The organism is Streptococcus anginosus, assembly GCF_900636475.1.
GTDB lineage: Bacteria > Bacillota > Bacilli > Lactobacillales > Streptococcaceae > Streptococcus > Streptococcus anginosus.
Genome location: NZ_LR134283.1, coordinates 1,003,731 through 1,030,703, shown reverse-complemented (window position 1 = coordinate 1,030,703; position 26,973 = coordinate 1,003,731). Strand labels below are relative to the sequence as shown.

The 26,973-nt window shown below is 39.1% G+C and carries 29 protein-coding genes and 3 pseudogenes; 28 read left to right on the top strand and 4 right to left on the bottom strand.

Annotated elements, in window-relative coordinates:
• Window positions 1–6 precede the first annotated feature (6 nt).
• Window positions 7–834 (bottom strand): exodeoxyribonuclease III, encoded by an 828-nt coding sequence (locus tag EL079_RS04995; protein WP_003031483.1) that lies wholly within the window; start codon window positions 832–834, stop codon window positions 7–9.
• Between the two features lie 115 nt (window positions 835–949).
• On the opposite strand from EL079_RS04995, the gene EL079_RS04990 reads away from it, so the two are divergent.
• The 6 genes from EL079_RS04990 (at window position 950) to EL079_RS04965 (ending at window position 4,617) form a co-directional block, all read left to right on the top strand.
• Window positions 950–1,183 (top strand): hypothetical protein, encoded by a 234-nt coding sequence (locus tag EL079_RS04990; RefSeq protein ID WP_003031487.1) that lies wholly within the window; start codon window positions 950–952, stop codon window positions 1,181–1,183.
• A 370-nt stretch (window positions 1,184–1,553) separates the two neighbouring features.
• Complete coding sequence (locus EL079_RS04985) at window positions 1,554–2,453, top strand: CPBP family intramembrane glutamic endopeptidase (protein ID WP_003031484.1); 900 nt, start codon at window positions 1,554–1,556, stop codon at window positions 2,451–2,453.
• A complete protein-coding gene (locus EL079_RS04980; protein ID WP_003031490.1) occupies window positions 2,440–2,718 on the top strand; it encodes an autorepressor SdpR family transcription factor in 279 nt (92 codons plus the stop codon). Before EL079_RS04985 ends, EL079_RS04980 begins: the two co-directional genes overlap by 14 nt.
• Window positions 2,708–3,343 (top strand): SdpI family protein, encoded by a 636-nt coding sequence (locus tag EL079_RS04975; RefSeq protein WP_003031476.1) that lies wholly within the window; start codon window positions 2,708–2,710, stop codon window positions 3,341–3,343. Before EL079_RS04980 ends, EL079_RS04975 begins: the two co-directional genes overlap by 11 nt.
• A 189-nt stretch (window positions 3,344–3,532) precedes the next feature.
• Window positions 3,533–3,988: a DUF3290 family protein gene (locus EL079_RS04970; protein ID WP_003031485.1), complete on the top strand. Its 456-nt coding sequence runs from the start codon at window positions 3,533–3,535 to the stop codon at window positions 3,986–3,988.
• Entirely contained in the window at window positions 3,985–4,617 is a 633-nt protein-coding gene (locus EL079_RS04965; RefSeq protein WP_003031480.1) for a DUF421 domain-containing protein, read from the top strand. The genes EL079_RS04970 and EL079_RS04965 overlap by 4 nt, the downstream gene beginning before the upstream one ends.
• A gap of 365 nt (window positions 4,618–4,982) precedes the next feature.
• Here EL079_RS04965 and EL079_RS04960 read toward each other — a convergent pair whose 3' ends face one another.
• Window positions 4,983–5,243 (bottom strand): SemiSWEET family transporter, encoded by a 261-nt coding sequence (locus tag EL079_RS04960; protein WP_003031489.1) that lies wholly within the window; start codon window positions 5,241–5,243, stop codon window positions 4,983–4,985.
• 245 nt (window positions 5,244–5,488) lie between these two features.
• Between EL079_RS04960 and metG the strand changes: the two genes are divergently transcribed.
• Entirely contained in the window at window positions 5,489–7,486 is a 1,998-nt protein-coding gene (gene metG / locus EL079_RS04955) for a methionine--tRNA ligase (RefSeq protein WP_003031477.1), read from the top strand.
• Between the two features lie 519 nt (window positions 7,487–8,005).
• Here the strand turns inward: metG and EL079_RS04950 are convergent.
• Window positions 8,006–9,187 carry a DUF2974 domain-containing protein gene (locus EL079_RS04950; RefSeq protein WP_003031486.1) on the bottom strand — a complete coding sequence of 394 codons (1,182 nt, stop codon included), beginning with the start codon at window positions 9,185–9,187 and terminating at the stop codon, window positions 8,006–8,008.
• Window positions 9,188–9,278: 91 nt separating this feature from the next.
• On the opposite strand from EL079_RS04950, the gene EL079_RS04945 reads away from it, so the two are divergent.
• The 17 genes and pseudogenes from EL079_RS04945 (at window position 9,279) to EL079_RS04875 (ending at window position 23,878) form a co-directional block, all read left to right on the top strand.
• Window positions 9,279–9,965: a response regulator transcription factor gene (locus EL079_RS04945; protein WP_003031491.1), complete on the top strand. Its 687-nt coding sequence runs from the start codon at window positions 9,279–9,281 to the stop codon at window positions 9,963–9,965.
• Complete coding sequence (locus tag EL079_RS04940; protein ID WP_003031481.1) at window positions 9,949–10,929, top strand: sensor histidine kinase; 981 nt, start codon at window positions 9,949–9,951, stop codon at window positions 10,927–10,929. The genes EL079_RS04945 and EL079_RS04940 overlap by 17 nt, the downstream gene beginning before the upstream one ends.
• Before the next feature lie 122 nt (window positions 10,930–11,051).
• Window positions 11,052–11,810, top strand: coding sequence for a TraX family protein (locus EL079_RS04935; protein WP_003031479.1), 759 nt, complete (start codon window positions 11,052–11,054; stop codon window positions 11,808–11,810).
• A 61-nt stretch (window positions 11,811–11,871) separates the two neighbouring features.
• Window positions 11,872–12,000, top strand: coding sequence for a hypothetical protein (locus EL079_RS09935; RefSeq protein WP_003031478.1), 129 nt, complete (start codon window positions 11,872–11,874; stop codon window positions 11,998–12,000).
• Between the two features lie 14 nt (window positions 12,001–12,014).
• Complete coding sequence (locus EL079_RS04930; protein ID WP_022524390.1) at window positions 12,015–12,794, top strand: ABC transporter ATP-binding protein; 780 nt, start codon at window positions 12,015–12,017, stop codon at window positions 12,792–12,794.
• Window positions 12,775–14,751: an FtsX-like permease family protein gene (locus EL079_RS04925; protein ID WP_003030754.1), complete on the top strand. Its 1,977-nt coding sequence runs from the start codon at window positions 12,775–12,777 to the stop codon at window positions 14,749–14,751. The genes EL079_RS04930 and EL079_RS04925 overlap by 20 nt, the downstream gene beginning before the upstream one ends.
• A gap of 152 nt (window positions 14,752–14,903) precedes the next feature.
• Window positions 14,904–15,770, top strand: a pseudogene (locus tag EL079_RS04920) (ABC transporter ATP-binding protein).
• Between the two features lies 1 nt (window position 15,771).
• Window positions 15,772–16,635 (top strand): ABC transporter permease, encoded by an 864-nt coding sequence (locus tag EL079_RS04915; RefSeq protein ID WP_003030744.1) that lies wholly within the window; start codon window positions 15,772–15,774, stop codon window positions 16,633–16,635.
• A gap of 25 nt (window positions 16,636–16,660) precedes the next feature.
• The gene (locus EL079_RS04910; protein WP_018543621.1) at window positions 16,661–17,116 is read left to right on the top strand and encodes a LytTR family DNA-binding domain-containing protein; all 456 of its coding nucleotides are present in this window, start codon (window positions 16,661–16,663) and stop codon (window positions 17,114–17,116) included.
• A gap of 12 nt (window positions 17,117–17,128) precedes the next feature.
• Window positions 17,129–17,533: a DUF3021 domain-containing protein gene (locus tag EL079_RS04905; RefSeq protein ID WP_003030740.1), complete on the top strand. Its 405-nt coding sequence runs from the start codon at window positions 17,129–17,131 to the stop codon at window positions 17,531–17,533.
• Between the two features lie 163 nt (window positions 17,534–17,696).
• Window positions 17,697–17,825 (top strand): hypothetical protein, encoded by a 129-nt coding sequence (locus EL079_RS09930; protein WP_003030748.1) that lies wholly within the window; start codon window positions 17,697–17,699, stop codon window positions 17,823–17,825.
• 138 nt (window positions 17,826–17,963) lie between these two features.
• On the top strand, window positions 17,964–18,731 hold the full coding sequence (locus EL079_RS04900) for an ABC transporter ATP-binding protein (RefSeq protein WP_022524388.1): 768 nt from the start codon (window positions 17,964–17,966) through the stop codon (window positions 18,729–18,731).
• Window positions 18,724–20,712 (top strand): ABC transporter permease, encoded by a 1,989-nt coding sequence (locus tag EL079_RS04895; RefSeq protein WP_003032118.1) that lies wholly within the window; start codon window positions 18,724–18,726, stop codon window positions 20,710–20,712. The genes EL079_RS04900 and EL079_RS04895 overlap by 8 nt, the downstream gene beginning before the upstream one ends.
• 146 nt (window positions 20,713–20,858) lie before the next feature.
• Window positions 20,859–22,247 carry an APC family permease gene (locus EL079_RS04890; protein WP_003032122.1) on the top strand — a complete coding sequence of 463 codons (1,389 nt, stop codon included), beginning with the start codon at window positions 20,859–20,861 and terminating at the stop codon, window positions 22,245–22,247.
• A 67-nt stretch (window positions 22,248–22,314) separates the two neighbouring features.
• Window positions 22,315–22,743, top strand: a complete 429-nt coding sequence (locus EL079_RS04885; protein WP_003032127.1) for a GNAT family N-acetyltransferase — start codon at window positions 22,315–22,317, stop codon at window positions 22,741–22,743.
• Between the two features lie 12 nt (window positions 22,744–22,755).
• Window positions 22,756–23,217 (top strand): GNAT family N-acetyltransferase, encoded by a 462-nt coding sequence (locus EL079_RS04880; RefSeq protein ID WP_003032138.1) that lies wholly within the window; start codon window positions 22,756–22,758, stop codon window positions 23,215–23,217.
• A pseudogene (locus tag EL079_RS04875) lies at window positions 23,214–23,878 on the top strand (RpiB/LacA/LacB family sugar-phosphate isomerase). The gene EL079_RS04880 and the pseudogene EL079_RS04875 overlap by 4 nt, the downstream one beginning before the upstream one ends.
• Window positions 23,879–24,228: 350 nt before the next feature.
• On the opposite strand, the gene EL079_RS04870 reads toward EL079_RS04875, so the two are convergent.
• Complete coding sequence (locus EL079_RS04870) at window positions 24,229–24,432, bottom strand: cold-shock protein (protein ID WP_003032129.1); 204 nt, start codon at window positions 24,430–24,432, stop codon at window positions 24,229–24,231.
• 191 nt (window positions 24,433–24,623) lie between these two features.
• Between EL079_RS04870 and EL079_RS04865 the strand changes: the two genes are divergently transcribed.
• The 4 genes and pseudogenes from EL079_RS04865 (at window position 24,624) to EL079_RS04850 (ending at window position 26,773) form a co-directional block, all read left to right on the top strand.
• On the top strand, window positions 24,624–24,860 hold the full coding sequence (locus EL079_RS04865; protein ID WP_003032123.1) for a DUF2829 domain-containing protein: 237 nt from the start codon (window positions 24,624–24,626) through the stop codon (window positions 24,858–24,860).
• Window positions 24,853–25,551 (top strand): 3-oxoacyl-ACP reductase, encoded by a 699-nt coding sequence (locus EL079_RS04860; RefSeq protein ID WP_003032115.1) that lies wholly within the window; start codon window positions 24,853–24,855, stop codon window positions 25,549–25,551. Before EL079_RS04865 ends, EL079_RS04860 begins: the two co-directional genes overlap by 8 nt.
• 13 nt (window positions 25,552–25,564) lie before the next feature.
• Window positions 25,565–26,355 (top strand): annotated as a pseudogene (locus EL079_RS04855) (GNAT family N-acetyltransferase).
• On the top strand, window positions 26,330–26,773 hold the full coding sequence (locus tag EL079_RS04850) for an ASCH domain-containing protein (RefSeq protein ID WP_003032126.1): 444 nt from the start codon (window positions 26,330–26,332) through the stop codon (window positions 26,771–26,773). Before EL079_RS04855 ends, EL079_RS04850 begins: the two are co-directional and overlap by 26 nt.
• The last annotated feature ends 200 nt before the right edge of the window (window positions 26,774–26,973 follow it).

Genomic DNA, 26,973 nt, shown 5'->3' with positions numbered 1-26,973 from the left:
CTTTTTTTATAACTCAATTTCCAATACAATTGGTGTGTGGTCTTGCCTTGTACCTGAGTCAATCATTTCTGACTTGGTTACTTTATCTGCAATTCGATTGCTGGTCAGCCAGTAATCAATTCTCCAGCCACTGTTATTGATTTTGCTGGTCTTGCTGCGTTGTGCCCACCAGCTATAAACATTTGGATTATCGCCGTGAATGTAACGGAAAGTATCAGTAAAACCACGATTTAACAGATTGGTAAATCCGGATCGTTCTTCATCTGTAAATCCAGGTGAGCGACGGTTGCTAGAAGGATGAGCGAGGTCAATCTCATTGTGGGCTACATTGTAGTCCCCTGTCGCAAGGACAGGTTTTTCTATGTCTAAAGCTGTTAGATAGTCAGCATATTTTTTGTCCCAGATTTGTCGTTCTTCTAAACGTTTTAAACCATCACCTGCATTGGGAGTGTAGACTTGTGTGACAAAGAATTTTTCAAACTCAAGGGTAATAATACGCCCTTCGGCATCCATAGTAGAAGGTGCACCGATTTCTGGGAAGGTTATTTTTGGAGATAGATTCTCTTTGTATAAAAACATAGTTCCGGCATAACCTTTACGTGCAGGTTCTATAGAAGAGCGCCATGTAGTTTCATAATGTGGGAATAATTCATCTAAAACTTTTAGATGTTTTTTAGTTGGTCCGTTAGCAGATAATTTAGTTTCCTGAATGGCGATAATATCAGCGTCTAATCTTACTAAAGTCTGTAAAACAGCTTGTGACAATTGCGCGCGTGCAGAGTCGCTGGTCAAAGCTGCGTTGAGAGAGTCAATATTCCAAGAAATGAGTTTCATATAGATACCTTTTCTAGATTCATTTTTTTCTATTGTATCAAAAAATAACTGACTCGGCGAATTTGAGGTTGTAAAAAGGAGAGTAAAGTGTATAATACTAGTGAAAGGAGATATAATGGGAGGACAATTGTTATATATTGTTTTATTCATATTCTTTATTTGGTACCTGATTAGGTTACTTCGTTTGAAGGGAAAGCAATCTTCTACTGAACCATTTTGGATACCTAAAGAAATCGGTGTGGGAATTGGGATCAATCCAAGGAACACAGCTGGTTTTTGGGTAAGTCTGGCTGTGACACTTTCTATTCTTACTGTTCTTCTTGTTTTGATAGTATCTTTGATTTTGTAAAAGAGATTTGTGAAAATGTTTTTATAATAATATTGTTTGTAAAACGCAGTTTAGTGTGGTTTGCTCAAAAAAATATGGCGGGTGATAAATAAATCTTTCGTAGAAAGCAATAACAAAGTTTTAATCAAGTTTATTGACGCTGATCTCGTTAGCTGTATTTGTAACCTTCAACAGCTCCTCAGACTACTGGAGCTAATCATTGCTGCTGCGGAGCGGAATGACAAAATCCAACTCGTTAAGTTATTGATTTTGTTCTGCCCTCTTTCTTTTTTAAAACTATTTAGAAAAAAATCTAAATAGGTCTTGTGTTTTTTAAAAGAAAGAGTATAATTCTATTTAGAAGATTATCTAAATAGAAAGTGTAACTTAAATGTCGAAGAAAACGGATATGCTTACTTTTATTTTTTTATCTTATAGCTTAGCTTGGTTGATTTGGATTGGGCTATGGTTAGCTGATGTAAAGCTTGGCGAGCCTATCGCTCAGGCTGGAACTATTCTTGCCATGTGGATGCCAGCTTTTGCTTTTTTTATCTTAAAGAAGAGGAGATCAGCAAACATGAAATTACAGGCTCAATTTTCAACAAATCTCAAAGGATGTTGGCGCTATTATTTATTAGCGCTTTGGTTGCCTGCGGTATTGAGTTTTTTAGGAGCAGGACTGTATTACATAGTCTTTAGCAAACAGTTTAGTCTTGGTTTTGAGACGTTGCGAGAAATGCTGGGAAGAACAGGTAGTCCTCAAATAAATCTTCCCATACAGATCGTTATTTTTGCACAACTATTTTCAGCTTTGACGTATGCGCCTTTTCTTAATAGTCTGTTTGCTATTGGTGAGGAAATTGGGTGGCGTGGTTATCTTTATCCAGCACTACGCAAGCGTTTTTCAATAGTTCAAGCGCACTTATTAGTTGGACTTATCTGGAGTATTTGGCATCTGCCGATTAATTTGCAGGGATATAATTATGGACTAACTTATTTTGCATATCCTTGGCTGGGAGTGCTTGCAATGTTTGTTTTTTGTTTTAGTTTAGGCGTTTTATTAAGTTGGGTGATGGAAAAGACGAATTCTATCTGGGCTCCAGCACTCTTGCACGGTGCTGTTAATGCCATTGTTGGCGTGGGTCTTTTATTTCAATTGCCAACAGAAAAAGCATTAGCCTTGCGTATTCTAGGTCCGACACCCACAGGACTTCTGGCAGTTTTACCTTTCTTGTGTTTAGCGCTAGTCATTTTACAAAAAGAAAAGAGGGAAACTCATGAGTTTCGCTAATACCTTTAAGGCCTTATCTCATCCTGTGAGAAGAGCGATTTTAGATTTGTTAAAAATGGGCAGTCTGTCTGCTGGGGAAATAGCGGAACATTTTGAGCTGACGGGAGCTACCATTTCGCACCATCTTAATATTTTAAAAAAAGCAGATTTGATTTTGGAGACGCGCCAGAAAAATTATATCTATTATGAACTCAATACTTCAGTCTTGGAAGACATTGTAGTTTGGTTAGCTGAATTGAAAGGAGATAAGGCTAATGAAGATTGATAAAAAACTATTGATACTAACGAGTGCTAGTATTTTGGTGCCTATGTTGATAGGCTGCTTTTTCTGGCAACAGTTGCCCCAAACAGTCGCAACGCATTTTGATTTTTCGAATCAAGTAAATGGATTCAGTAGTCGAGGGTTTACAGTTTTTGGTATTCCTAGTTTTCTGCTGCTTATACATTGGTTTGGTTTATTTGTGACTAGCAAGGATCCTAAATCTAAGAATATTAGCTTGAAAATGTGGCATCTGGTTTATTGGATTATTCCTTTGACATCTTGTTTAGTCATGACAGCTATTTACGCGCAAGCCTTGGGTTATGCAGTTAATCATGCTCTGATGAATGGTATGTTTTTAGGAGTTCTATTTATTGCTATTGGGAATTACATGCCAAAAGCTCGTCGCAATTATACGGTTGGTATACGTCTCCCATGGACTTTGGATAATGATGATAATTGGATAAAGACACATCGTCTGGCTGGTAAAATTTGGGTAATTGGTGGTATTATCATTTTCTTTAATGGCTTCGTTCAGATTGCAGTTACGTTCGTGCTTGTTTTTACTCTAATCATTATGATTGTAGTGCCAATGATTTATTCTTACTGGTTATCTAAAAGGATACATTGATTCATTTGCTGTTTAGCTTGAAACTTTTTTAGTCTAATTATCGTTGTGGGAGCGGGACGACAAAATTGAACTCTTTGAGTTGCTGATTTTTGTCTCGCTCCTATTATCTTGTTAAAATACGATTTCTAGAAATATTGAAAAATATTGAAAAATTTTCTATAATAGGCCGAGAAAATAGAGGGAGAAAAAATGAAATTTTATTCTTATGATTATGTTTTGAGTCAAATCAGCCAGCAAAACTGGGTGACGATTGGACTTTCTATTTTGTTGTTACTTGTGACAGGTTTTTTTGCTTTTAAGGCCTATCGAAATAAGCGCGATTCGAAATTTCGTGAATTGGCGATTATCTCCATTTTGTCTTTGATTGCTATCGTTCTGATTGGGATTAGTACTTTTCAGACCAATCAAGCCTCTAATAACCAGTTCCAAACCTCTCTTCATTTTATTGAAGTTATTTCAAAAGATTTGGGAGTAGATAAGTCAGAGGTTTATGTCAACACTTCAGCTGCGACGGATGGAGCGATTTTAAAAGTTGGAAAAGATTTTTATCGAGCTATGAGTGGAAGTGAGCCAGATAAGTATTTACTGGAAAAAATTAAATTACATAAGACAACAGATATCAAATTAGTGGAGGTTAAAAAATGACATTGAATTTTCTTGAAATCCTGATTAAACTAGCGTTGGGACTGTTTTCACTCGTGTTTGTTATCAATGTGACAGGAAAAGGAAATCTGGCACCTAATTCCGCGATCGACCAGATTCAAAATTATGTTCTAGGTGGTATTATTGGTGGGGTGATTTACAATAGTTCTATTAACATTATCCAGTATGCGATCATCCTCATTATGTGGACGATTTTGGTCTTGACTCTAAAATGGCTCAATAACAATATTCGGACAGTCAAGCATTTGATGGATGGTAAACCGACTACCCTGATTCAGCACGGGAAGTTGAGTCCTGAAGCTTGCCGCTCCGTTGGCCTTTCAGCGGCTGATGTGGCTCTGAAGTTACGTAGCCAAGGAATTTTTCAACTAAAGCAAGTTAAACGAGCAGTCATGGAGCAAAACGGTCAGCTTATTGTCGTACAGGCAGGTGAGGAAAATCCGAAATACCCCATTATCACAGACGGTGTTGTCCAGATTGATATTTTAGATTCTATTGACAAAACAGAAGAATGGTTAATCGAGAGGCTTGCTAAGGAAGGCTATACTGATATTTCTAATATCTTCATCGCAGAATATGAAAGTGGTAACTTGAGCGTTGTGACGTATTAAGACTATTTTCCTTTTTGAATAGATAAAAGCAAAAGAGAGAAGAAGAGTTTGCTAGGAGTTCCGCAGAAAAATGAAATCAGGATAAAGATGCTGCGAAGCTTATTTGAGATAAAAAGATGAAAAATGAAGCTGCTGTTGAAATTATAGTTTAAAAACAGATAGTATTAAAAATAGTAAAGGAATATTAAAAAATCTTTTTCTAAAACGGCACAAATATAAAAAATAAAGCCCTATCTGACTAGTCTATCCAGATAGAGCTTTTGTTTTTGAGGAAATCAGAGTTTTTGTTTGTAATTCTATTCTTGTAAGAACTGTCAACAAAAATCCTTACTGTCAGATAGGACAGTAAGAGAATTCAATCAGGGTTAGAACATTGCTGTTAGCACAGTAATAAGCCCAAAGACAATACCTGGAGCGTTTGCGGCAGCGAGTGGCAAATCACGCTCTTTTTTAAATAAACCATAATAAACCCAAAGGCTACAGTTAATTGCAGCTACCAGAGGTTGGATAAAGTTTCCCTTATGTCCAGCTAAATTGTCCATAATTTGTGGGATATAAGATACATACATCATAACAGACATGAATGTCGCCACCCAACCTATCATTTTCATTCGTTTTTCGTTCATTTCCATAACTCCTCATAAAACGTAGTGTAGAGAACGAAAACTCATTTATAACATACTAAGTTCATATAAAACAAGCCTCATTCAATATTATTATTTTATACTAAGCATAAGATTTAAGCAATAATAATATACTAATGATTATGAGTACAACGTAAGTCAACTCTATTTTCATTTAAAAAGCTGTGTAATATGTTATAATAAAAGTGTTACTAAAAAAGGTTTCATTTGCCTTGAAAGGAAAAACTATGACTGAAAAGAATTTTTATATTACAACACCAATCTACTATCCAAGCGGCAAGTTGCATATCGGATCAGCCTATACGACTATTGCTTGTGACGTCCTTGCTCGTTACAAACGTCTCATGGGTTATGATGTTTTTTATTTGACAGGGCTTGATGAGCACGGTCAAAAGATTCAGCAGAAAGCGGAAGAAGCGGGTGTTACTCCTCAGAAATATGTGGACGGGATGGCGAAAGAAGTAAAAGAACTTTGGCAACTGCTGGATATTTCTTATGATAAGTTTATCCGCACAACCGATAATTATCATGAAAAAGTAGTAGCAGATGTTTTTGAACGTCTTCTGGCGCAAGATGACATTTATCTAGGTGAGTATTCTGGTTGGTACTCAGTCTCAGATGAAGAATTTTTTACCGAAAGTCAGTTAGAAGAAGTTTTCCGTGATGAAAACGGCACAGTAACAGGGGGAATTGCTCCGTCAGGTCACGAGGTGGAGTGGGTTTCTGAGGAGTCTTATTTCCTCCGTCTCAACAAATATGCCGATCGCTTGGTAGCCTTCTTCAAAGCCCATCCTGACTTTATCCAACCGGATGGTCGGATGAATGAAATCATCAAAAACTTTATCGAGCCAGGCTTGGAAGATTTGGCAGTATCACGGACTTCTTTCACTTGGGGAGTGCCTGTACCGTCCAATCCAAAACATGTGGTTTATGTATGGATTGATGCTCTTCTCAACTATGCGACGGCCCTTGGCTATGGTCAAGATGACCATGCCAACTTTGAAAAATTCTGGAATAATGGAACAGTCTTCCACATGGTTGGAAAGGATATCTTGCGTTTCCACTCTATCTACTGGCCAATCATGCTCATGATGCTGGATATGAAATTGCCAGATCGCTTGATTGCCCACGGTTGGTTTGTCATGAAGGACGGTAAGATGTCTAAATCTAAGGGCAATGTCGTCTATCCAGAAATGCTGGTGGAACGCTTTGGGCTGGATCCGCTTCGTTATTACCTCATGCGTAGCCTTCCAGTTGGTTCTGACGGCACTTTCACGCCAGAAGACTACGTGGGTCGTATCAATTATGAGCTGGCAAATGACCTTGGAAATCTCCTCAACCGTACGGTTGCTATGATTAACAAGTATTTTGACGGTCAAGTGCCGATTTATAAAGAGAATGTGACAGAATTTGATGCGGACTTGGCAGCAGTGGTAGCAGAAAATATCGCAATCTACCACAAACAGATGGATGCCGTGGACTATCCACGAGCCTTGGAAGCAGTGTGGAATATCATTTCTCGTACTAACAAGTATATTGACGAAACAGCACCTTGGGTGTTGGCTAAAGATGAAGCCAAACGTGATGAATTAGCGGCAGTTATGGCACATTTGGTAGCTAGTCTACGTGTGGTAGCTCATCTTATTCAACCGTTCATGATGACGACATCAAATGCTATCATGGAGCAACTTGGTTTAGGTACAGATTTTGACCTTGAAAATCTAGATTTGGCAGAACTGCCAACAGGCTTGACTGTTGTTGCTAAAGGTACACCTATCTTCCCACGTCTAGATATGGAAGAAGAAATTGCTTATATCAAGGAGCAAATGGAAGCCAATAAGCCAGCCATTGAAAAGGAATGGGAGCCAGAAGAAGTAGAACTCAAACTCAACCGCAAGGAAATCAAGTTTGACGATTTTGACAAAGTAGAAATCCGTGTCGCAGAGGTTAAAGAAGTTTCTAAAGTTGAAGGTTCTGATAAATTGCTTCAATTCCGCTTGGATGCGGGAGACGGCGAAGATCGTCAAATTCTGTCTGGGATTGCTAAATACTATCCAAACGAGCAAGAATTGGTTGGCAAGAAAGTCCAAATCGTAGCGAACCTCAAACCACGCAAGATGATGGGACGTATCAGCCAAGGCATGATCCTCTCAGCAGAATATGGTAATCAACTAACTCTGCTCACAGTAGATCAAAATGTACCAAATGGTAGCTTGATTGGGTGAGCCCACAGGAAGATTAGAATTAAAAATGAGGCTGAGACAATAATGTCTCAGCCTCGCTTTGTTTATCGTTCCGGTCAATGGAATAAAAGAAATTGGTAGTCTATTACTTACATCAACGGCTTATCTAAGAATTGTTTCCCCACGTCTGAGGGTCGGATAATTTTCCTAAAAAGTAGTTCACTTCGTTCGAGGATCGGATAGTCTTCCTAAAAAGTAATTCGCTCCGTCCGAGGGTCAGATAGCCTGCCTAAAAAGTAGTTCACGTCGTCCGAGAGTCGGATAGTCTGCCTGAAAAGTGGTTTACTTCGTCTGAGGCTCGGATAGCCTGCCTGAAAAGAAGTTTGCTCCGTCTGAGGCTCGGACGACCTTCACGAAAATAGATTTACTTCATCCGAGGGTCGGACGACCTACCTGAAAAATGGTTCACTCTGTCCGAGGCTCGGACGACCTATTTGAGTAGTAGTTAAAAAAAGGGAGTGAGACAGGACTCCCTTTTGTAGTATAAAACATGATGATGCACTATTCATCTTTATTTAAAAACGAAAACCTCTCCGCCAGACTAGTCCAGCTTTCTCGTACATCGGTCATAAAGGCCATTGGACTAGGTGTTTTAAAATCATCAATCCAGGCTTGGTAACGGATAGAGATGAGCAGGCGTGTTAGGCGGCTGAGCATTTCTTTTTCTTGCTCGGTAAGGGCTTGGGCATTTTGGACGATAGTCAGCAATTTCTTGATACTGTTAGGTTGGAAAAATTCATCAATGGACGTAATTTGAGCGTCTAAAATGAGGCTGAAAAAGACATCAAAGAAATCTTTAAGTTCGTCATCGGGAACCGTCTCCACCCATTCTTTGAGAGTTTTGTCTGTCTGAATGCTGTCTGGGTTGAGCGTGTCAAGTAAGACAAAGTGCTCATTTTCGATTTGCCAAGAGAAGGTATCGTGTTGGGCAATACCACCAATAGCCACACTCTTTACAATGTGCGCTTGCTTAGGTGTTTCCAGCATCATCCCGACAATAGAGCCTTGCGGAATGTAACGTTTGATTTTTGGAGCCATTTCCTGATAGCCGTCTGTTTCAATCACTGTATGATTCAAGCCTGGAGCGTCAAAACTATAGATTTGAGAAATTCTTGCTTGTAAAGCAGGTTCTACTTGGCTGCCAGCGTAAGTCGCTAGATTGCCACCTTTGGAATGTCCTGTCAAGATAAAAGTGGCTTTTGGAAATGCCTGCATGGCATTTTGGACATAATGGACAGCTGTTCGTTGTGCAGGGACATGCTCCATATAAGTCATGTGAAAATCTTCTTTCCAACCGATAATGGAATCATCTGTTCCGCGAAAAGTGATAACATAGGTGTTTAAGCTGATTTTATAAGTCATAGCAGCAAATTGTTTTTGCACATCAAGATCAATATCATTTACATAACCCAAGAGTTTGATGTTCTTATAGCGCTTCACCTTAGCGGCTTGTTCCAAAAGTGCCAAGCGGTGTTTGGTATTCATCATGGAAATTTCTTGGGTCATGTATTGTGGTATATCAACTAAGCGATGGGCTTGTTGTAAGGTCAAACTATCTGTAACAATGTCATCAAAGTTCAGATAGGTCATTTCAGTCAAGAGTAGCATATCCAGCGCTGTAAAGGGCTGGTCGTAGATACTATCGTATTGTACATCTTCTAAGTAGTTAAAAATATTTCCCATAGTCATTCTCTTTCGTAAATCTACTGTTAGTATAGCATATTTTCCCAAGTCTTTGTTATAATAGAAAAAGAAAATAGAAAAGAGGGATAGCATGCACAAGATATTATTAGTAGAAGACGATGCTGTCATTCGCCAACAAGTCAAAAAAATGCTGGAGCAATGGGGATTTGAAGTGGTTGCAGTAGAGGATTTCATGCAGGTTTTGACGATTTTTGTCAAGGAAGAACCACATCTAGTGCTGATGGATATTGGTCTCCCACTTTTTAATGGTTATCATTGGTGCCAAGAAATTCGTAAGATTTCTAAAGTGCCCATTATGTTTTTGTCGTCAAGAGACCAAGCGATGGATATTGTCATGGCAATCAATATGGGTGGTGATGACTTTGTCACAAAACCGTTTGATAACAATGTTCTCCTCGCTAAAGTGCAAGGACTGTTGCGGCGGTCTTATGAGTTTGGAACGGATCAAAGCTTACTGGAATATCATGGAGTTATTCTCAATCTCAAGTCCATGGATATGGTTTATGAAGGTGAAGTCATTACCTTGACCAAAAATGAATTTCAGATTTTGCGCGTGCTGTTTGAGCATTCTGGCAGTATTGTCGCGCGTGATGACCTGATGAAAGAGCTCTGGAATAGTGATTTTTTCATTGATGACAATACCTTGTCGGTCAATGTGGCACGGTTGCGGAAAAAATTAGAAGAAGTCGGTCTCAAGAATTTCATTGAAACAAAGAAAGGTATAGGCTACGGATTAACCAATGGATCATCAGAATAAGCGTCTATTTTTCAAATATTATTTCCGTTCGCGTCAGTTTTTATGTTTGTTGCTACTTATTTTTTATAGTCTACTGTTTGCTTTTTCTTACCTTTTTGAAAGTGAACGTGCTGTTTTACGGTATGTCATGTTGCTCTTGCTCTTGGTTAGCTTGATAGGATTCGTCTTTGACTTTGTTAAACAATATCAAACTTTTCGTCGCGCTGTTTTATATGGAGAAAGTCAAGTAAAAACTCCCTTGGAAGCATTACTTTTCTCCAAAATCGAAACTTTAGAAAAGGACAAAAAAGAGCTGCAATTACAGCATCAAGCAAAGCAGAGTGATCTATTAGATTATTATACACTTTGGGTGCACCAGATCAAGACGCCGATTGCTGCGAGCAAGCTCTTAGTGGAGGATTTACAAGAGCAGACATTGAAAAATCAGTTAGAGCAAGAACTGTTTAAGATTGATTCTTATACAAACTTAGTCTTGCAATACCTGCGTCTGGAAAGTTTTCATGATGATTTAGTCGTGAAAAGAGAAAATATAGAAGACTTGGTCAAAGATATTGTCAAAAAGTATGCCATTTTCTTTATTCAGCAAGGTCTTCGTCTAAATTTGCATGATTTGAATCACGCCATTATTACAGATAAAAAATGGTTTGTCGTCATTTTAGAGCAGGTGCTCTCAAACAGTCTCAAATACACCAGCCAAGGTGGTATTGAAATTTTCTTTAAGGAAGATACCTTGTATATGAAAGATACTGGCTTAGGGATTCAGGATGCGGATCTTCTGCGTGTATTCGAGCGTGGCTTTTCCGGCTACAATGGGCGTCTAACGCACCAGTCATCCGGTTTGGGACTCTATTTATCTAAGAAAATTGCGGATGAACTGGGGCATGAATTGCATTTGCAGTCGGTGGTCGGAGAAGGCACAACCGTTATGATTACTTTTAAAGAAAAGAAATTATTGTTTGAATAAATGTAATCTTACAAAATTGTAAGGTTCGCCTCTAAAAATGAAAGGTTATGTTATGGTAGCAGCCTTTCTTTTTTTGTATCATAAGATTAGAAAATGAATGATGTTTCATAGAGGAGGCAGTTATGAAAACAAAAGGATTGAACGCTTTTCAGCTCAAGCTCTTAATGGCTGTTTTAATGGTCTTTGATCACCTTGAAAAAATACCAGGCTTACTGTCAGGTGAATGGGCGAGCATTTTTCATGCTTTAACACGCTGTGTAGCAGTTTGGTTTGCTTTTGCAGCAGTGGAAGGTTTTCGATATACACGGAGCCGCTTGCTTTATAATGTACGTCTCTTTTTCTGGTCAGCTATCATGTTTGCTGGAAATACGATTCTCAATTTGCTGTTTCAGTCTAAAGGAGTTCAGATATATAATAATATTTTCTTAACTTTGGCTTGCGGTGTACTTGTCCTCAATATCTTTTTTGGCATAAGCCAAACAAGCAATCCAGTTGATATTAAACGCCAGCCCATTCGCTTTATCTTAGGAATTGTTGTTTGCTTGCTTGCTGGTTTTGTGACAGAAGGTGGCATGGTCATTATTCCATTTATGTTGATCACCTATACTTGTAGAGAAAAGAGAAATCTCCGCAATCTTCTGTATGGTATTTTAGCGGTTGTCCTATTTTGTATGAGTATTCAGATTTACCCGACATGGAGCGATACGCTGTTAATGATGTTTTATAATTCCGATTGGCTTTTTATCACAGTACTGCCTTTCATTTCACTCTATAATGGCGAACGCGGTCCTGTGACCAAGTGGAGCAAGTATTTCTTTTATATCTTTTATCCAGCTCACTTATGGTTGATTACTTGCATTGCTTACCTCGTTCAAAAATGAGTAAATCATAGTCTTGCAGCGAGCAATTCGCTGCAAAGTAGTATCAAAAAAGGAGAACAAGATGAAATATGGTAAAATTTTATTGAAACAAGACAGGCAATTGCTTCAGCCAAACGTAAAAGATATTGAAAAAGCGCAATTTGGCTATGAAGTGAGTCAATCAGCGCAACAGTTATATTTTAGATTTTAAAAAAGGAGAAAATGATGACACTATTAGATGTACAACATGTGAAGAAAATTTACAAAACCCGCTTTCAAGGCAACCAAGTAGAAGCACTGAAAGACATTCATTTTACGGTGGACAAAGGTGATTATGTCGCTATCATGGGTGAGTCGGGGTCTGGGAAATCCACTCTGCTGAACATTCTTGCGATGCTGGATAAACCAACAGAAGGACGTGTCTTTCTCAATGGTACGGACACCGCGATGATTAAAAACAGTCAGGCTTCGAGTTTCCGTCGGGAAAAATTAGGTTTCGTTTTTCAAGATTTCAACCTGTTAGACACACTCTCGGTCAAGGACAATATCCTCTTGCCGCTCGTTTTGTCGCGCCGTCCGATTACAGAAATGATGCAAAAGTTGGTTACTACTTGTAATGAACTGGGGATTAACCAATTGCAGGAAAAATTCCCCTATGAAATTTCCGGTGGTCAAAAGCAGCGGGTGGCAGTAGCGCGTGCTATTATCACCAATCCAGAAATTCTGCTGGCAGACGAGCCAACAGGGGCGCTCGATTCTAAGTCTTCTGCGGCGCTTTTAGATGTATTTGATGACATCAATGACCGCGGACAGACGATTCTCATGGTGACACATTCGACTTCGGCGGCAAGCCGTGCTAAGCGCGTACTGTTCATCAAGGACGGAATTTTGTACAATCAAATCTTCCGAGGAGATAAAACAGAGCGGCAGATGTTCCAAGAAATTTCAGATACCTTAACGGTCATGGCAAGCGAGGTGAGTGGCTATGTTCAAACTAACGAATAAATTAGCAGTCTCAAACCTGATAAAAAATCGCAGTCTGTATTATCCATTTGCTCTAGCAACGATTGTGGCAACAGCGATTTTATATAGTTTCGTATCGCTCGCTTACAGTCCAAATCTAGAAGCTAGTTACGGCGGTTCGGCGGCTCGTATGACCCTGCAATTTGGAATTTGGGTCGTTCAGATTGCAGTTCTTATCCTTATCACCTATGCCAATAGTTTTGTCATGAAGAATCGCTCACGGGAGCTTGGTTTATACAGTATCTTAGGAATGGAGAAGCGGCACATGCTGCTGATGACTTTCTTTGAAATGCTTTACTTTTTCTTAGTGACTGTCGGACTTGGAATTGGTTTAGGTCTTCTTTTAGACAAATTGCTTTTTGCAGTTTTGCTGAAATTCATGGGAATGAAAGTAGTAATTGCCTCAACTTTCCAATGGTCGAATATTTTCACCGTTTTAGCTAGTCTGGGTGTGGCTTTTGCGCTGATTCTCTTTTTAAATTCTACGCGCCTGCTTCGTTACAGCTCACTTCATTTGATGAGAGAAAAGAAGGCTGGAGAGAAAAAAGGACGATTTCTTGGCTTGCAGACACTTGTGGGGTTGGGGCTTCTGGCTGCGGCTTATTATATCGCACTCACAGTTGACAAGCCGGTGTCTGCCATTGCGACTTTCTTTATTGCAGTTCTTATGGTTATTTTTGCGACCTATCTTCTTTTTAATGCAGGGACAATCACATTATTGCAATTTTTAAAGAGAAGAAAAAAATATTACTACAAAACGCAGAATTTCATTTCTGTATCCAATTTGATTTTCCGTATGCGTAAGAATGCTGCAGGTTTAGCAACGATTTCAATCCTTTCAACCATGCTGCTGGTAACTCTGGTCGGCTCTATCAATATTTATGTAGGTGGGAAAGATTATCTGACAACTTTGTATCCAAAGGATTATAATATCATGATTACAAGCGCAAAGACGGATAAAAATGCAGCTATTTTACAAGCAGTCAAAGAAGTAGCACGGGGAAAAGGCTTGACAGATGCCAAGTATGAAGATTATAGTTATCAATTTTCTATGATTTCGAAAATCAATGGCAATCAGCTAACTATTGCTGAAACGACGGATGGACTAAGTGTAAAAGAAACTCAAAAGATGATTGCTCCTTTCCTTGTCATCAGCCGTCAAGAGTACGAAAAAATGACAGGAAAAACCGTTGATTTGGCTGATAATGAAGCACTTGTATATGCAAAAAATCTTCAAATCAATCAAAAGCAAGCTCTTACCATCAATGGAAAATTGTGGAACATCAAAGAGCATCTGACGACAGATTTTGCACATGGAAAGATTGTCAATCCTTCTGGTATGGTGTCACAAAAAAACATGTATATGGTTGTCAATAATCCCAGTCAAGTCGGTCTGAAATCTTTCTATACTTACTACATCGGTATCCAATCTTCCAATAAACAGGTTGATCTCCAAGAAAGTATTTTCAATGCTCTTCAGCAACAAGGTCAGGAAAGTGGTAATATCAGTCTTTCTGAGCGTTACCGCATTGAAAAAGATTATCAAGGAGTTATTGGAACTCTTCTCTTTATCGGCATTTTTCTTTCTACGATTTTCCTGCTTGGGACAGTTCTTGTGATTTATTACAAACAAATTTCAGAAGGTTATGAAGATCGTGAAGGCTTTATCGTTCTGCAAAAAGTTGGACTGGATGAAAAGCAAACGAAGGCAACGATTCGAAAGCAAATCATAACAGTTTTCTTCTTACCACTTATCTTTGCCTTTCTTCATATCGCTGTTGCTTTTCATATGTTGCAGCTGATTGTAGCTCTCTTAGGTGCAACAAATATACCATTACTCATTCAAACAACGATAGCCACTTGCGGTGTCTTCCTCTTAGTTTACATCTTAGTGTTTGTAATGACTTCCAGAAGCTACCAAAAGATTGTAGCACAATAAGTATTTTGAACCATTCGTTTTTTGGCGAGTGGTTTTTATCTTGTAAATCTGACTTCTTATCTAACTAGTAGAACCTCTTATCCAAAAGTGCGAGATTTTTTTTAAAGTGAGGAGTATGATAAGTTCGTAAAATAAATTATTGGAGGAACGTTATGCTACTAGAAACACGCCATCTTAGCAAAGTCTATGATAATAAGCAAGCTGTGAATGATTTGAATCTTCAGATTGAAACAGGAAGTTTTACCGCTATTTTAGGACCAAACGGTGCTGGAAAGTCTACAACGATTCAAATGTTGACAGGACTTTTGCAGCCTACGGCAGGAGAGATACTGTATGATAACCTCATTAAATTAGGTGTTGTTTTCCAAAACAGTGTTTTAGATGATATGCTAACGGTGCAAGAAAATTTAGAAATTAGAGCAGGTCAATATAAGGATATTGATAAAGGAAAAGTTGATGGCTTAGTGAATCAATTGGGATTGCAAAATTTCTCAACGCAATTATATGGGACTTTATCAGGTGGACAAAAATGACGAGTGGATATTGCCCGTGCTCTGCTGAATAGCCCAGATATTCTCTTTCTTGATGAACCAACTACTGGTTTAGATATTCAAACTAGGAAAGCCATTTGGGAGCTGATTCACCAGTTGCAAATAAAAGAGAAGATGACGGTTATCTTAACCACTCATTATTTAGATGAAGCAGATGATGCAGATATGATTTATATTGTGGATCACGGTCAAGTGACTGCCAAAGGTTCTGCTAATCAGATTAAAGAGCACTATGCTCAGAATTTTCTCAAGGTATTCGTGACCGATACTGCTGATTTTAAAGAAATTTTGAAGGAAGAGATTCCTTTTGAGGAAGTAAGAGTGAATGAACTGTTGATTCACCCAGAAACGACAGAAAAGGCTTTAGAGATTCTAACGTGTGGTCGCTCTTTTATTCGACAATTTGAATTTCGACCAGGAACAATGGACGATGCTTTTATGGCGTTGACAGGAAGAGAGGTACGTTAAAATGATAATGATCATTAAAAGAAATTTTTTACTATATTTTCGTAATCGTAGTGGAGTGGTTTTATCCCTTCTTGGAGCCATGATTTCCTTTATATTGTACTTAGTTTTTTTGAAAGCAAATATCAAGACCTCTTGGAGTCAAGGCCCTCATACCAATCAGTTATTGGATTCGTGGTTGATTGGTGGAACGCTTGCCATTACAGGGTTAACCACAACCTTTTCGAGTTTTTCCCAACTAGCGAAAGATAGAGAAAGTAACGTAACACAAGACCTAGTTCTGACAGATTTGGGACGCTGGGGCTTGTCTATCAGTTACCTTCTGAGTACTGCCATCATTGGATTTTTGATGCAGATCATCATGTTTACTGTCATGGAAGGCTACTTTATCTGGGACGATCAGATTGTCGTTGATTTGACTTTGCTTCCTCAAATCCTCCTTATTATGGTGCTCAATGCACTCTTATGTTCGATTTTCAATGGTATCCTTGTGAATCACTTCAAATCAGTAGATACGCTTGGAAAGCTAGCAACGATTATCGGAGCTGCCTCTGGTTTCTTAGTTGGAACCTATATTCCAATAGGGGTTCTTCCGTCATTTGCTCAAATGATAATGAAATGTACTCCCTCCACATATATTGCTTCTCTCTTTAGACAAGTAATGATGAAAGATAGCTTAGCTACTGCTTTTCATCATAATACAGCAGCGCAAGATTATTTTGAAAAGATGATGGGCATTCAATTAAAGTGGGAATCTCTATTGACAATGAAAGAAACATACTATATAGTTGTAGTAGTTTTAGTTGCCTTGCTTGTCATTTGGACAATCCAACAGCTTGCTACCAATCGGTGGACTAAAATTGCTTAAATTGATAGAAAGTTAGAGAAATTTTTTGCAGACTAAATTCAAAATGAATCCAACCATTCCTTCAAATGATCCCCTTGTTGTGATTCAAGCGGACGAGTTAGAAGCTGAAGCCAAAGAAATTTTTGAATATTTACATCAGTACAAGTCGTCTTATGTGAATGCTATTCCCATTAAAACAGATGATAAAATTGTCATGGTAAAGACGGATCAGATTATTTTGGCAGACATCAATCAGACAACATTGATGGTGTATTGTGTGGATGGTATCTATGCGACGACCGAAACACTCACACATTTTCAAAGTCGGGTTAATCGTAAAAACTTTATTCAAATTTCAAAACACGCTGTCATCAATATTGACCATTTGTTATCATTATCGGATAGCTTTTCAGGAAATATGACGGCTAGATTGACAAACAAAATTAAGTCAAGTGTCAGTCGAAAATACGTCAGATTGTTAATGGATTATCTCGGTTTGTAGAAAGGAACAAACATGAAAAAAATTGTAGTGTCTATGCTAGAAGGTCTGCGCACTGGTTCCTTAGCTTATTTACTTGTCTTAGCTTTTCGGATCCAAGAATCCCAAGCGACAACTGCTAATATCATAAGTATCTTGATAATGAGTGCTTTGATTGGCTTATTTACTTTACTATTTGAGGTTGAAAATTTTTCTTATTTGCTACAGTTAACGATTCATTTTTTCCTAACTTTAATTGTAGTTTGTGTGATGATGATTTATAATGGCTGGGATTTCAATCTTGTGCGAGCTGAATTTTGGCTAGATTTCATTGTTATTTATATTTTAATTTGGCTATTTGTTCGCTTAGATATTTATCTAAAAACAAAGAAAATCAATGAATCACTTGTAAAATTAAGAAGAAACCGTACAAAAGAATAGCTTAGGTCTTGTAGTTATATCCAGAGGGCTGGGGACACATTTGTCCAAGCCTTTTTTCTTACAAAAATGTAAGTTTTTAAGGCTCAAATGAAAGGTTATGTTATGGCAGCTGTTTAGCGATTTTTGTATCATATAAGTGTAAAGAAAATAAAGGAGAAAGAATATGAAAACAATTTTATTAAAGCAAAAATCAATGCCAAAAACTGAAAAAATTTCCAAAAAAGAAATCGAAAAGACAAAAATCGGCTGTGCTTCTAGTCAATATTATTTCTGGCTACAATATAGTCATTGAGATACATTTTTAATATCAGTACAGCTTCAGGCAATCTTACAAAAATGTAAGATAAAAGTCAAAAATGAAAGGTTAAAGTATGGAAAGTTACTTTTCTTTTCAGTATGATAGATATATAAAAATTGTTAGGAGAAAATGATGACACTATTAGACGTACAACACGTGAAGAAAATTTACAAAACCCGCTTTCAAGGCAACCAAGTAGAAGCACTGAAAGACATTCATTTTACAGTAGATGAGGGCGATTATGTCGCTATTATGGGGGAATCTGGCTCTGGGAAGTCCACTCTGCTCAACATTCTTGCCATGCTAGACAAGCCAACCGAAGGACGCGTCTTTCTCAATGGCACGGATACAGCGACGATTAAAAACAGTCAAGCTTCGAGCTTCCGTCGGGAAAAATTAGGTTTCGTTTTTCAAGATTTCAACCTGTTAGACACACTCTCGGTCAAGGACAATATCCTCTTGCCGCTCGTTTTATCACGCCGTCCGATTACAGAAATGATGCAAAAGTTGGTTACTACTTGTAATGAACTGGGGATTAACCAATTGCAGGAAAAATTCCCCTATGAAATTTCCGGTGGTCAAAAGCAGCGGGTGGCAGTAGCGCGTGCTATTATCACCAATCCAGAAATTCTGCTGGCAGACGAGCCAACAGGGGCGCTCGATTCTAAGTCTTCTGCGGCGCTTTTAGATGTATTTGATGACATCAATGACCGCGGACAGACGATTCTCATGGTGACACATTCGACTTCGGCGGCAAGCCGTGCTAAGCGAGTACTGTTCATCAAGGACGGAATTTTGTACAATCAAATTTTCCGAGGCGATAAAACAGAGCGGCAGATGTTCCAAGAAATTTCAGATACCTTAACGGTTATGGCAAGTGAGGTGAGTCAAGGTGTTTAGATTAGCGGGAAAATTAGCGGTTTCTAACCTAGTGAAAAATCGTAGATTATACTATCCATTTGCGTTGGCAACTTGTTTAGTCGTCGCTATTTCATATATTTTTAATTCTTTAACGTTTAATCCCCATTTACAAAAAATGCAGGGGGCAAGTTCTATTTCATTTGTCTTGGCTCTTGGAGTGATTATTGTGACGATTGCTGCAGCGATTATCGTTTTTTATGCTAATAGCTTCGTCATGAAAAACCGTTCGAAAGAGCTAGGTCTTTATGGAATGCTAGGGCTTAATAAACGTCATCTCTTTACCATGGTGTTCATTGAGTTATTGATTTTAGGAGCGACGACTGTCACGATTGGTCTTGGATTTGGTATTGTATTTGATAAACTGATTTATGCCTTTTTACTGAAATTGATGGGGTTAAAAGTTGTTCTAGTATCCACGTTTCAATGGTTAGTTCTTATTTCAGTTGTTGTCATCTATGGCGTTATTTTTGCGGGCTTGGTGCTTGTCAACGGTTTGAGGATTCTACGTTTTAATGCTTTGCAATTGGCCAAGGAAAAGAATAGCGGTGAAAGAAAAGGACGATTTCTTCTGATTCAAACGATTATTGGATCGATTTCTTTAGGCTATGCTTATTACCTAGCTCTGAGTGTCAAAAATCCATTGACAGCAATTGGTATATTTTTTATAGCTGTTCTCTTTGTTATTTTAGGGACTTATCTGCTGTTCAATGCAGGAGTTACGGTATTTTTGCAGTTGCTCCAGAAAAATAAACGATATTACTATCAACCAAACAATATGATTTCTGTGTCCAATTTGATTTTTCGGATGAAGAAAAATGCGGTTGGCTTAGCAACGATTTCGATTTTGTCAACCATGGTCTTAGTCACCTTAGCTGGTGGTATTAACATCTACGCAGGTGCTGATTATCTGAAAACAGTGATGTACCCTCAAGACTATACTATAAAGGGAAGTGAAGTATCAGCTGCCCAATTGGAACAAGCACTGACAGAGTTTGCAAATGAAAATCATCTAAAAGTTACTAAGAAAAGCGCCCATCAATATTATTCGATGGGAATTAAAAAACAAGACGGTAATCAGCTTGATATTTATCCAAAAGGTGAAGCACGAGTTTCTCCACAAGCTTACATTCTTCTATTTTCAGTTGCTGATTATCAAAAGATGACTGGCAAAACGTTGGACTTGAAAGACAATGAGACAGCAATCTTTGCAAAAGGAATGTCTATTAAACAAGATCAACCTCTTAAACTGATTGGACAAGAATTGACAGTGAAAGAACTTTTAACAGAGGACTTTGTTCTTGGAAATGTCGTAGATCAGTATAATATCATTGTGCCGCAGTCTCTTTTTATGGTTGTCAATGATCCACAAAAGATAGTAGATGCACAAAAGGAGCACTACACAATTAATACAGAGTTATATGGCGGCTTGAATATCAGGGCTTCTAATAAGAAAAAGGGCGATTTGGATACAGCTTACCAGAAGAAGCTGAAACAGTTCAATACGACGCTCCCCGATAATGCCGGTGTGTATGGTTATACAAGAATCCAAGGTGTGCAGGAAATCATGAGCATGCTCGGCGGAGTTTTCTTTATTGGTATTTTCCTTTCAATTGTCTTTATGCTGGGAACGGTTTTGGTAATCTACTACAAACAGATTTCAGAAGGGTATGAAGACCGAGACCGCTTTGTAATTTTACAAAAGGTAGGATTAGATGAAAAGCAAACCAAGCGCACCATTCGCAAACAAATTTTGACTGTGTTCTTCTTACCGCTTGCTTTCGCTTTTGTGCATCTGGCATTTGCTTATCATATGCTGAGCCTTATGTTGAAAGTGCTGGGTGTCTTAAATGCTACATTGATGTTGGAAGTTACGCTTGGCGTTTGTGCTGTTTTCTTTATCGTCTATGTACTTGTCTTTCTCATCACATCACGCAGTTATCGTAGAATTGTGTCGATTTGAGTTAGCGATAGGTACGGATAATAGTGAAAAGGAGTAGGGCTATTCTTGCTCCTTTTTCAATTTATTTAACAAAAAAGAGGGACGTTTGATTCCTTTTTGATTGCTTTTATGGTAGAATAATTCAATCTAATAAATTGGAGTTTAGGATGAATATTTTTCGTAAAAAAGATGTCAGTCGAGATCGGACTGGCATGCGTCGTCATTTACGATTGCTTGATTTGATTTTGTTAGGAATTGGCGCTATGGTGGGAACGGGTATTTTCACGATTACCGGAACGGCGGCTGCAACTCTAGCTGGTCCAGCTTTGGTGATTTCGATTATTATTTCTGCTCTTTGCGTGAGTATTTCTGCTTTCTTTTATGCAGAATTTGCGTCAAGAATTCCTGCAAATGGAGGTGCTTATAGCTATCTCTATGCTGTTTTTGGAGAATTTCCAGCTTGGATAGCAGGTTGGCTGACCATTATGGAATTTATGACGGCGGTATCTAGTGTTGCCTCTGGTTGGGCTTCCTATTTGAAAGGCTTGCTGAATGGATTTGGTTTGAGTATGCCAAGAGCGCTCAATGGAACCTTTAATCCGCAAGCGGGAACCTATGTAGACTTACTGCCGATTCTTGTTTTAGTATTTGTGACGGGTGTAGTTTTATTAAATTCTAAAGCAGCTCTGCGATTTAATTCCGCTTTGGTTGTCTTGAAGTTTTCGGCGCTTGCCCTTTTTATCTTTGTAGGGATTTTCTTTATTAAACCTGAAAATTGGTCTCATTTTGCCCCATTTGGCTTTGGAAAATTATATGGTGGTAATGTTGGAATTATGGCTGGTGCTTCTCTGATGTTCTTTGCCTTTTTGGGCTTTGAGTCTATTTCTATGGCAGTGGACGAGATTAAGGAGCCACAAAAAAATGTTCCACGAGGGATTGTGCTATCTTTGTCCATTGTAACGGTACTTTATATATTGGTGACACTGGTTCTGACAGGGATTGTTCACTACAGCAAGCTAGATGTGGCAGATGCTGTCGCGTTTGCGCTTCGCAGTGCTGGACTTAGCTGGGTGGCTAATTATGTGTCAGTGGTGGCGATTTTGACTTTGATTACCGTTTGCATTTCCATGACTTATGCTCTGTCGCGCATGATTTACAGCATTGCACGTGACGGTTTGTTACCAAAGTCTTTCAGAAAATTAACTGCCACTAGTCGGGTACCGAAAAATGCTACGATTTTGGTAGGAATTGTAGCGGCTATTTGTGCTGGTATTTTTCCGCTAGCCAGTATCGCATCCTTTCTAAATATCTGCACCTTGGCTTATCTGATTTTGTTAGCAGTGGCTATTTTGAAGTTGCGCAAGGATAAAGGACTTCCTCAAGCAGGGGAATTTAAAACTCCTCAGGTGCCTCTGACGCCAATCTTATCCATTATTATCTGTCTGTCTTTCATGACCCAATATGGCTTTGACACATGGCTGGCATTCGGGCTTGCCTTACTAGTCGGAACAATTATCTATTTTATCTATGGCTATCAACATTCGGAAATCAATTGATAAGCTTTAATCCAGACAGCCACTTAGGCTGTTTTTTGCTATAATAGAAAGAAAAAGAGGTGCGAACATGATACGACCTGCAGAACTTTCAGACGCAGCGGCTATTCAGGAAATCAATGCAACTGCTCTCGGCTATGATTTTGGCTTGATAGAAACTCGTCAGAAACTATCAGAGCTATTGGATAGGTCTGATCATTTTATCTTGGTAGCAGAAAATGTGGCAGGAAAGATTGTCGGCTATGCCCATGCAGCTAGCTATGATTGCCTCTATTTTCCGCCTTTACTCAACCTGTTGGCATTAGCAGTTGACAAAGATTTTCAAGGTCAGGGATATGGCAGAGCGCTTATGCAGGCTGTGCGTGAAGAGGGTTCAGCTGCAGGCTATGCAGGTATTCGCATAAACTCTGGCATTTCTCGAACTGAAGCCCATGAATTTTATCGAAAACTGGGCTGTGAGGAGAAAGCTGACCAGAAACGTTTTTATTGGAAATTTTAAGAAAGGAAATCCATGAAAATTGAACCATTAAGTCAAAGCAATGCAGAAGAAATTGCGAATCATTGGCATTACGAAGGAATCTATGCTTTTTATGATATACAAGCGGATCCTGAGGATTATGAAGAAATTTTATCTCCTGAAGCGCGTGGCAATCACTATTATCAAATTCTCAAAAATGATGAATTGTATGGTTTTTTCTGTCTTTTCCCAGTTGGCAAAGACAAGCAAGAGCTAGGTTTAGGGATGAAGCCAGAGTATTGTGGTAAAGGTCAAGGGGAAGAGTTTTTACAAACCATTCTGCAGTTTATTGAAGAAAATATCTCAGTAAAAAGCCTAACTCTCTCAGTTGCAGATTTTAATCAAAGAGCTCAAAAGCTCTATCTTCATTGTGGTTTCAACGTGATTGGGCGGCAGCCTCAGGAAAGCAATGGCGATAGTTACCTTTTTGTCAAAATGGAAAAGGAGTTGAAATGAGAGTTGCGGTTATCCAAGGAACCACTCGAAGAAATATGAATTCGCTGCTATTTGAATCTGTAAAAAAGCAGTCCAATCGTCTGACGAAGTGCTGAATTTTGGTATTTTTGAGGAGGAGAACGAGCAGTATTCTTATGTTGAGATAGCGATGATGATTAGTTTCTTAATAGAAAGTGGAGCAGTAGATTTTGTTGTAACAGGTTGTTCTTCAGGTCAAGGTATGATGCTTGCCTGTAATAGTTTACCAGGTCTTTTGTGTGGCTATATAGAGACCCCACAAGATGCTTTCCTCTTTGGACGAATCAATGGAGGAAATGTTGCTTCCCTGCCATTAGGGTTGAATTTTGGTTGGCAAGGAGAATTGAACCTACAATATACATTGGATAAATTATTTGATGGTGAGTTTGGTATGGGTTATCCTGAAAATGAAGCGGAAAGAAAAAGGTTGGAAGCAAGTAGCTTAAAGGACCTGAATCAGTTGACGAAACGAAGTTGGGAAGAATCAGTAGAACAACTTCCAACTGATACTTTCACTAAATTGTTGCAAAGAAAGATAGTGATGAATGCCATTATAAATAAGGGAAGTAATAAAGAGTTCATCCGTTTGCTGAAAGTGAAAGTAGATAAAATGGACGCAGATAGAAAGTGGAATAAAGTTTGACAATCAAATAGGGAAAGTATGAGATTGACTTCTGTTGCAGTTATCGTTATTTGAGAAAAAAAGGGAGTGGGACAGAACTAAAAATAGAAAATTTTTAGTTCGTAGTCCCACCCCCGCAAGGGTGCTTAAACAGTTATCAAGCTGTTTAAGGTTGCAGATGAAGAAAACGAAGTTTTCGTCAAAGGTGCTCTTCCGAGCTTGAAAAGCGAATGAAAAGTCCAATCACGATGGCTTGCTGTGCAAGGCTGATTTCCCGCCTTCAACAATTCACTGAATGTTGAAGCTACGTTATTCGTTTATTAATAAATATGATAGAAGCTGGAACACTTTTTGTCCAGCTTTTTCTTGTCTTATGCTAATTTTGTAATATTGACTGCTTGAAGACCACGTTGACCTTCTTCAATGTCAAAAGTTACTTTTTCGCCTTCATTCAGTGATTTGAATCCGTCGGATTGAATCGCTGAAAAGTGAGCAAAAACGTCTGGTCCGTTTTCTTGTGAAATAAAGCCGAAGCCTTTTTCAGCATTGAACCATTTTACTGTACCTTGTGCCATACATCTTACTTCCTTTCTCTAAAATGTTGCGTAAAAAATAGAAAAAGTAAAGATGAAAAACAAAAATACTCACTCAAAATTCATTTACTCTTGCAAGTCTAACAGAAGTAGCAGCAAAAGGCAAGGAAAAACCAGCGATTGGCAATATATTTTGCTATACTAGTAATATGAAAAGCAGAAAGAGGTATATCATGACATTTGAAGAAATGTTACCGGGTTTGAAAGCCAAAAAGAAATATGTTCGCATAGGCTGGGGCGGTGCTGAGAATTATATCCAGCTTTTTGACAGCATTGAGCAGAACGGAGTGGCGCTTGAAGTGACGCCTTATTTTCTCATTAATGTATCAGGCGAGGGAGAAGGCTTTTCCATGTGGAGTCCGACGCCTTGTGACATATTAGCAGATGACTGGGTGGAAGTCCATGACTAGGACGGTTTTGGTGACAGGTGTTAGCTCAGGGATTGGTCTGGCTCAGGTGCAGCTTTTTTTGGAAAATGGCTGGCGCGTATATGGTGTAGACCGCTCTGAAAAACCAAGTTTGATAGGGGATTTTCATTTCCTTCAACAAGATTTGACGTTAGGATTTCAACCAGTTTTTGACTGGTGTCCACAGGTAGATGTCCTCTGCAATACAGCTGGAGTGCTGGATGATTACAAGCCACTTCTTGAGCAATCCGCTCAGGAAATCCAAGAAATTTTCGAGATTAACTATGTAACACCAGTAGAGCTAACTCGTTATTATCTGACGCAGATGCTGAAGAAACAATCAGGCATTATCATCAATATGTGCTCGATTGCATCTAGCTTAGCTGGCGGTGGCGGTCATGCTTACACTTCTTCCAAGCATGCTCTAGCAGGATTTACCAAGCAGTTGGCACTGGATTATGCGGAGCAGGGAGTGCAGGTTTTTGGGATTGCACCGGGTGCAGTTAAAACAAGTATGACAGCAGCAGACTTTGAGCCGGGAGGCTTAGCCCAATGGGTAGCAGACGAAACTCCCATCAAGCGTTGGATAGAACCAGAAGAAGTTGCCGAGCTGACCCTCTTTCTCGCCTCAGGAAAAGCCCAGCCCATGCAGGGCGAGATTGTCAAGATTGACGGTGGCTGGAGTTTGAAGTGAGGAAGCAAGCAGAATGAAAGCAGTGAGCATTGAGCCAAGACTGCAGGAATGTTTCCAACATTGGCAAAAGAACATGGTGAGATATGGTTTGAAAGCTGGGCTGGGGCAGTTTTATACAAATGAAGACGAGACTGCCGTTTTGTATGAACAAGGAGATTTTCTCTTTTTGGCTGGGCAGGCAGATATGGCATTACTGGCGGATTATAGGGACTTTTGTAAGCCAGACTACCGCATTCTCATATCTGAAGAGGCTTCTTGGCAAGGCTGCTTGTCCTCTTGTCCAGCCTTATCTCCTTTTACCCGTTATGCTTTTAAAGATGAGGCAGATTTTGATGACAAGGTTTTGAAAAACATCGTGGAGCAGTTATCGGAGCAACTCGTTATTGAGGTAATCGACCCAAAAACCTATCAAAAACTGGCTCAGGAAGAATGGTCTCAGGATTTGCAGGGGAATTTTGCAACTTTTAAAGATTTTCAAGAAGGCGGAGCTTTTGGCTTTGTGATCCGAAAGGGTGAGGAAATCGTCGCTGGGGTCTCGACAGCACTTGTCTACCAAAAAGCCATTGAATTGAGATTGCAACAAAACCGACTTGTCAACAGCAAGGTTTAGCTACTGTTCTTGGGGCGAAGATGATTTTGGCATCCCTGCAATGCGGCGTTTTTCCGCTCTGGGATGCCCACAATGAAGCCTCAAAGAAAATAGCTGAGAAGCTAGGCTATCAATGTTTAGGAGCTTATCCAGCTTATGAGTTGAAATCAGTAACAGATAGGAGAAACCATGACACCAGAACAATTATGGAATGAATACAAAACAATCAACCCCGCAATCGGTGATGACATTGACGCCTGGGCATTTGGTGTAGAGCCAGACCAGCTGGCGGATTTAGTTTTGAAAGGAGAGAAGACTGCGACGGCTTCTGCCTACGATTTGTATCAGATAGATGGTGAGCCGATTCCTCAAGCAGGAACCTTTGATGTAATTTTAGACGGTCAGGGTCAAACTGTCTGTATCATTAAAGTGACCAAGGTAACGGTTGTCCCTTTCAATCAAGTGTCTGCAGAGCACGCTTTTAAAGAAGGAGAGGGAGATAAATCTTTGGCTTATTGGCGGAAGGTGCATGAGGAATTCTTCACGGAATGGATGGCTGAAGCCAGCTTAGCTTTCTCAGAGGAGACAAGTGTGGTCTTGGAGGAGTTTTGCAAGGTTTATCCGATAGATTAGAAGACTGTGCCTTATAATTCACTCAGAAAAAATCCGACACGAACAAGGAATTTTTCCTAGCCTCCTATGACAGCTGGCAAGAATAACCATGGATTCTGACTTCTCCCAGATAAAAGGGGACAAATTTCTCATGGAGGAAGTACCCATTTGTAGTAAAATCCGAATTTTCATATAGAGGATTTATGTTTTTTTGATAAGTC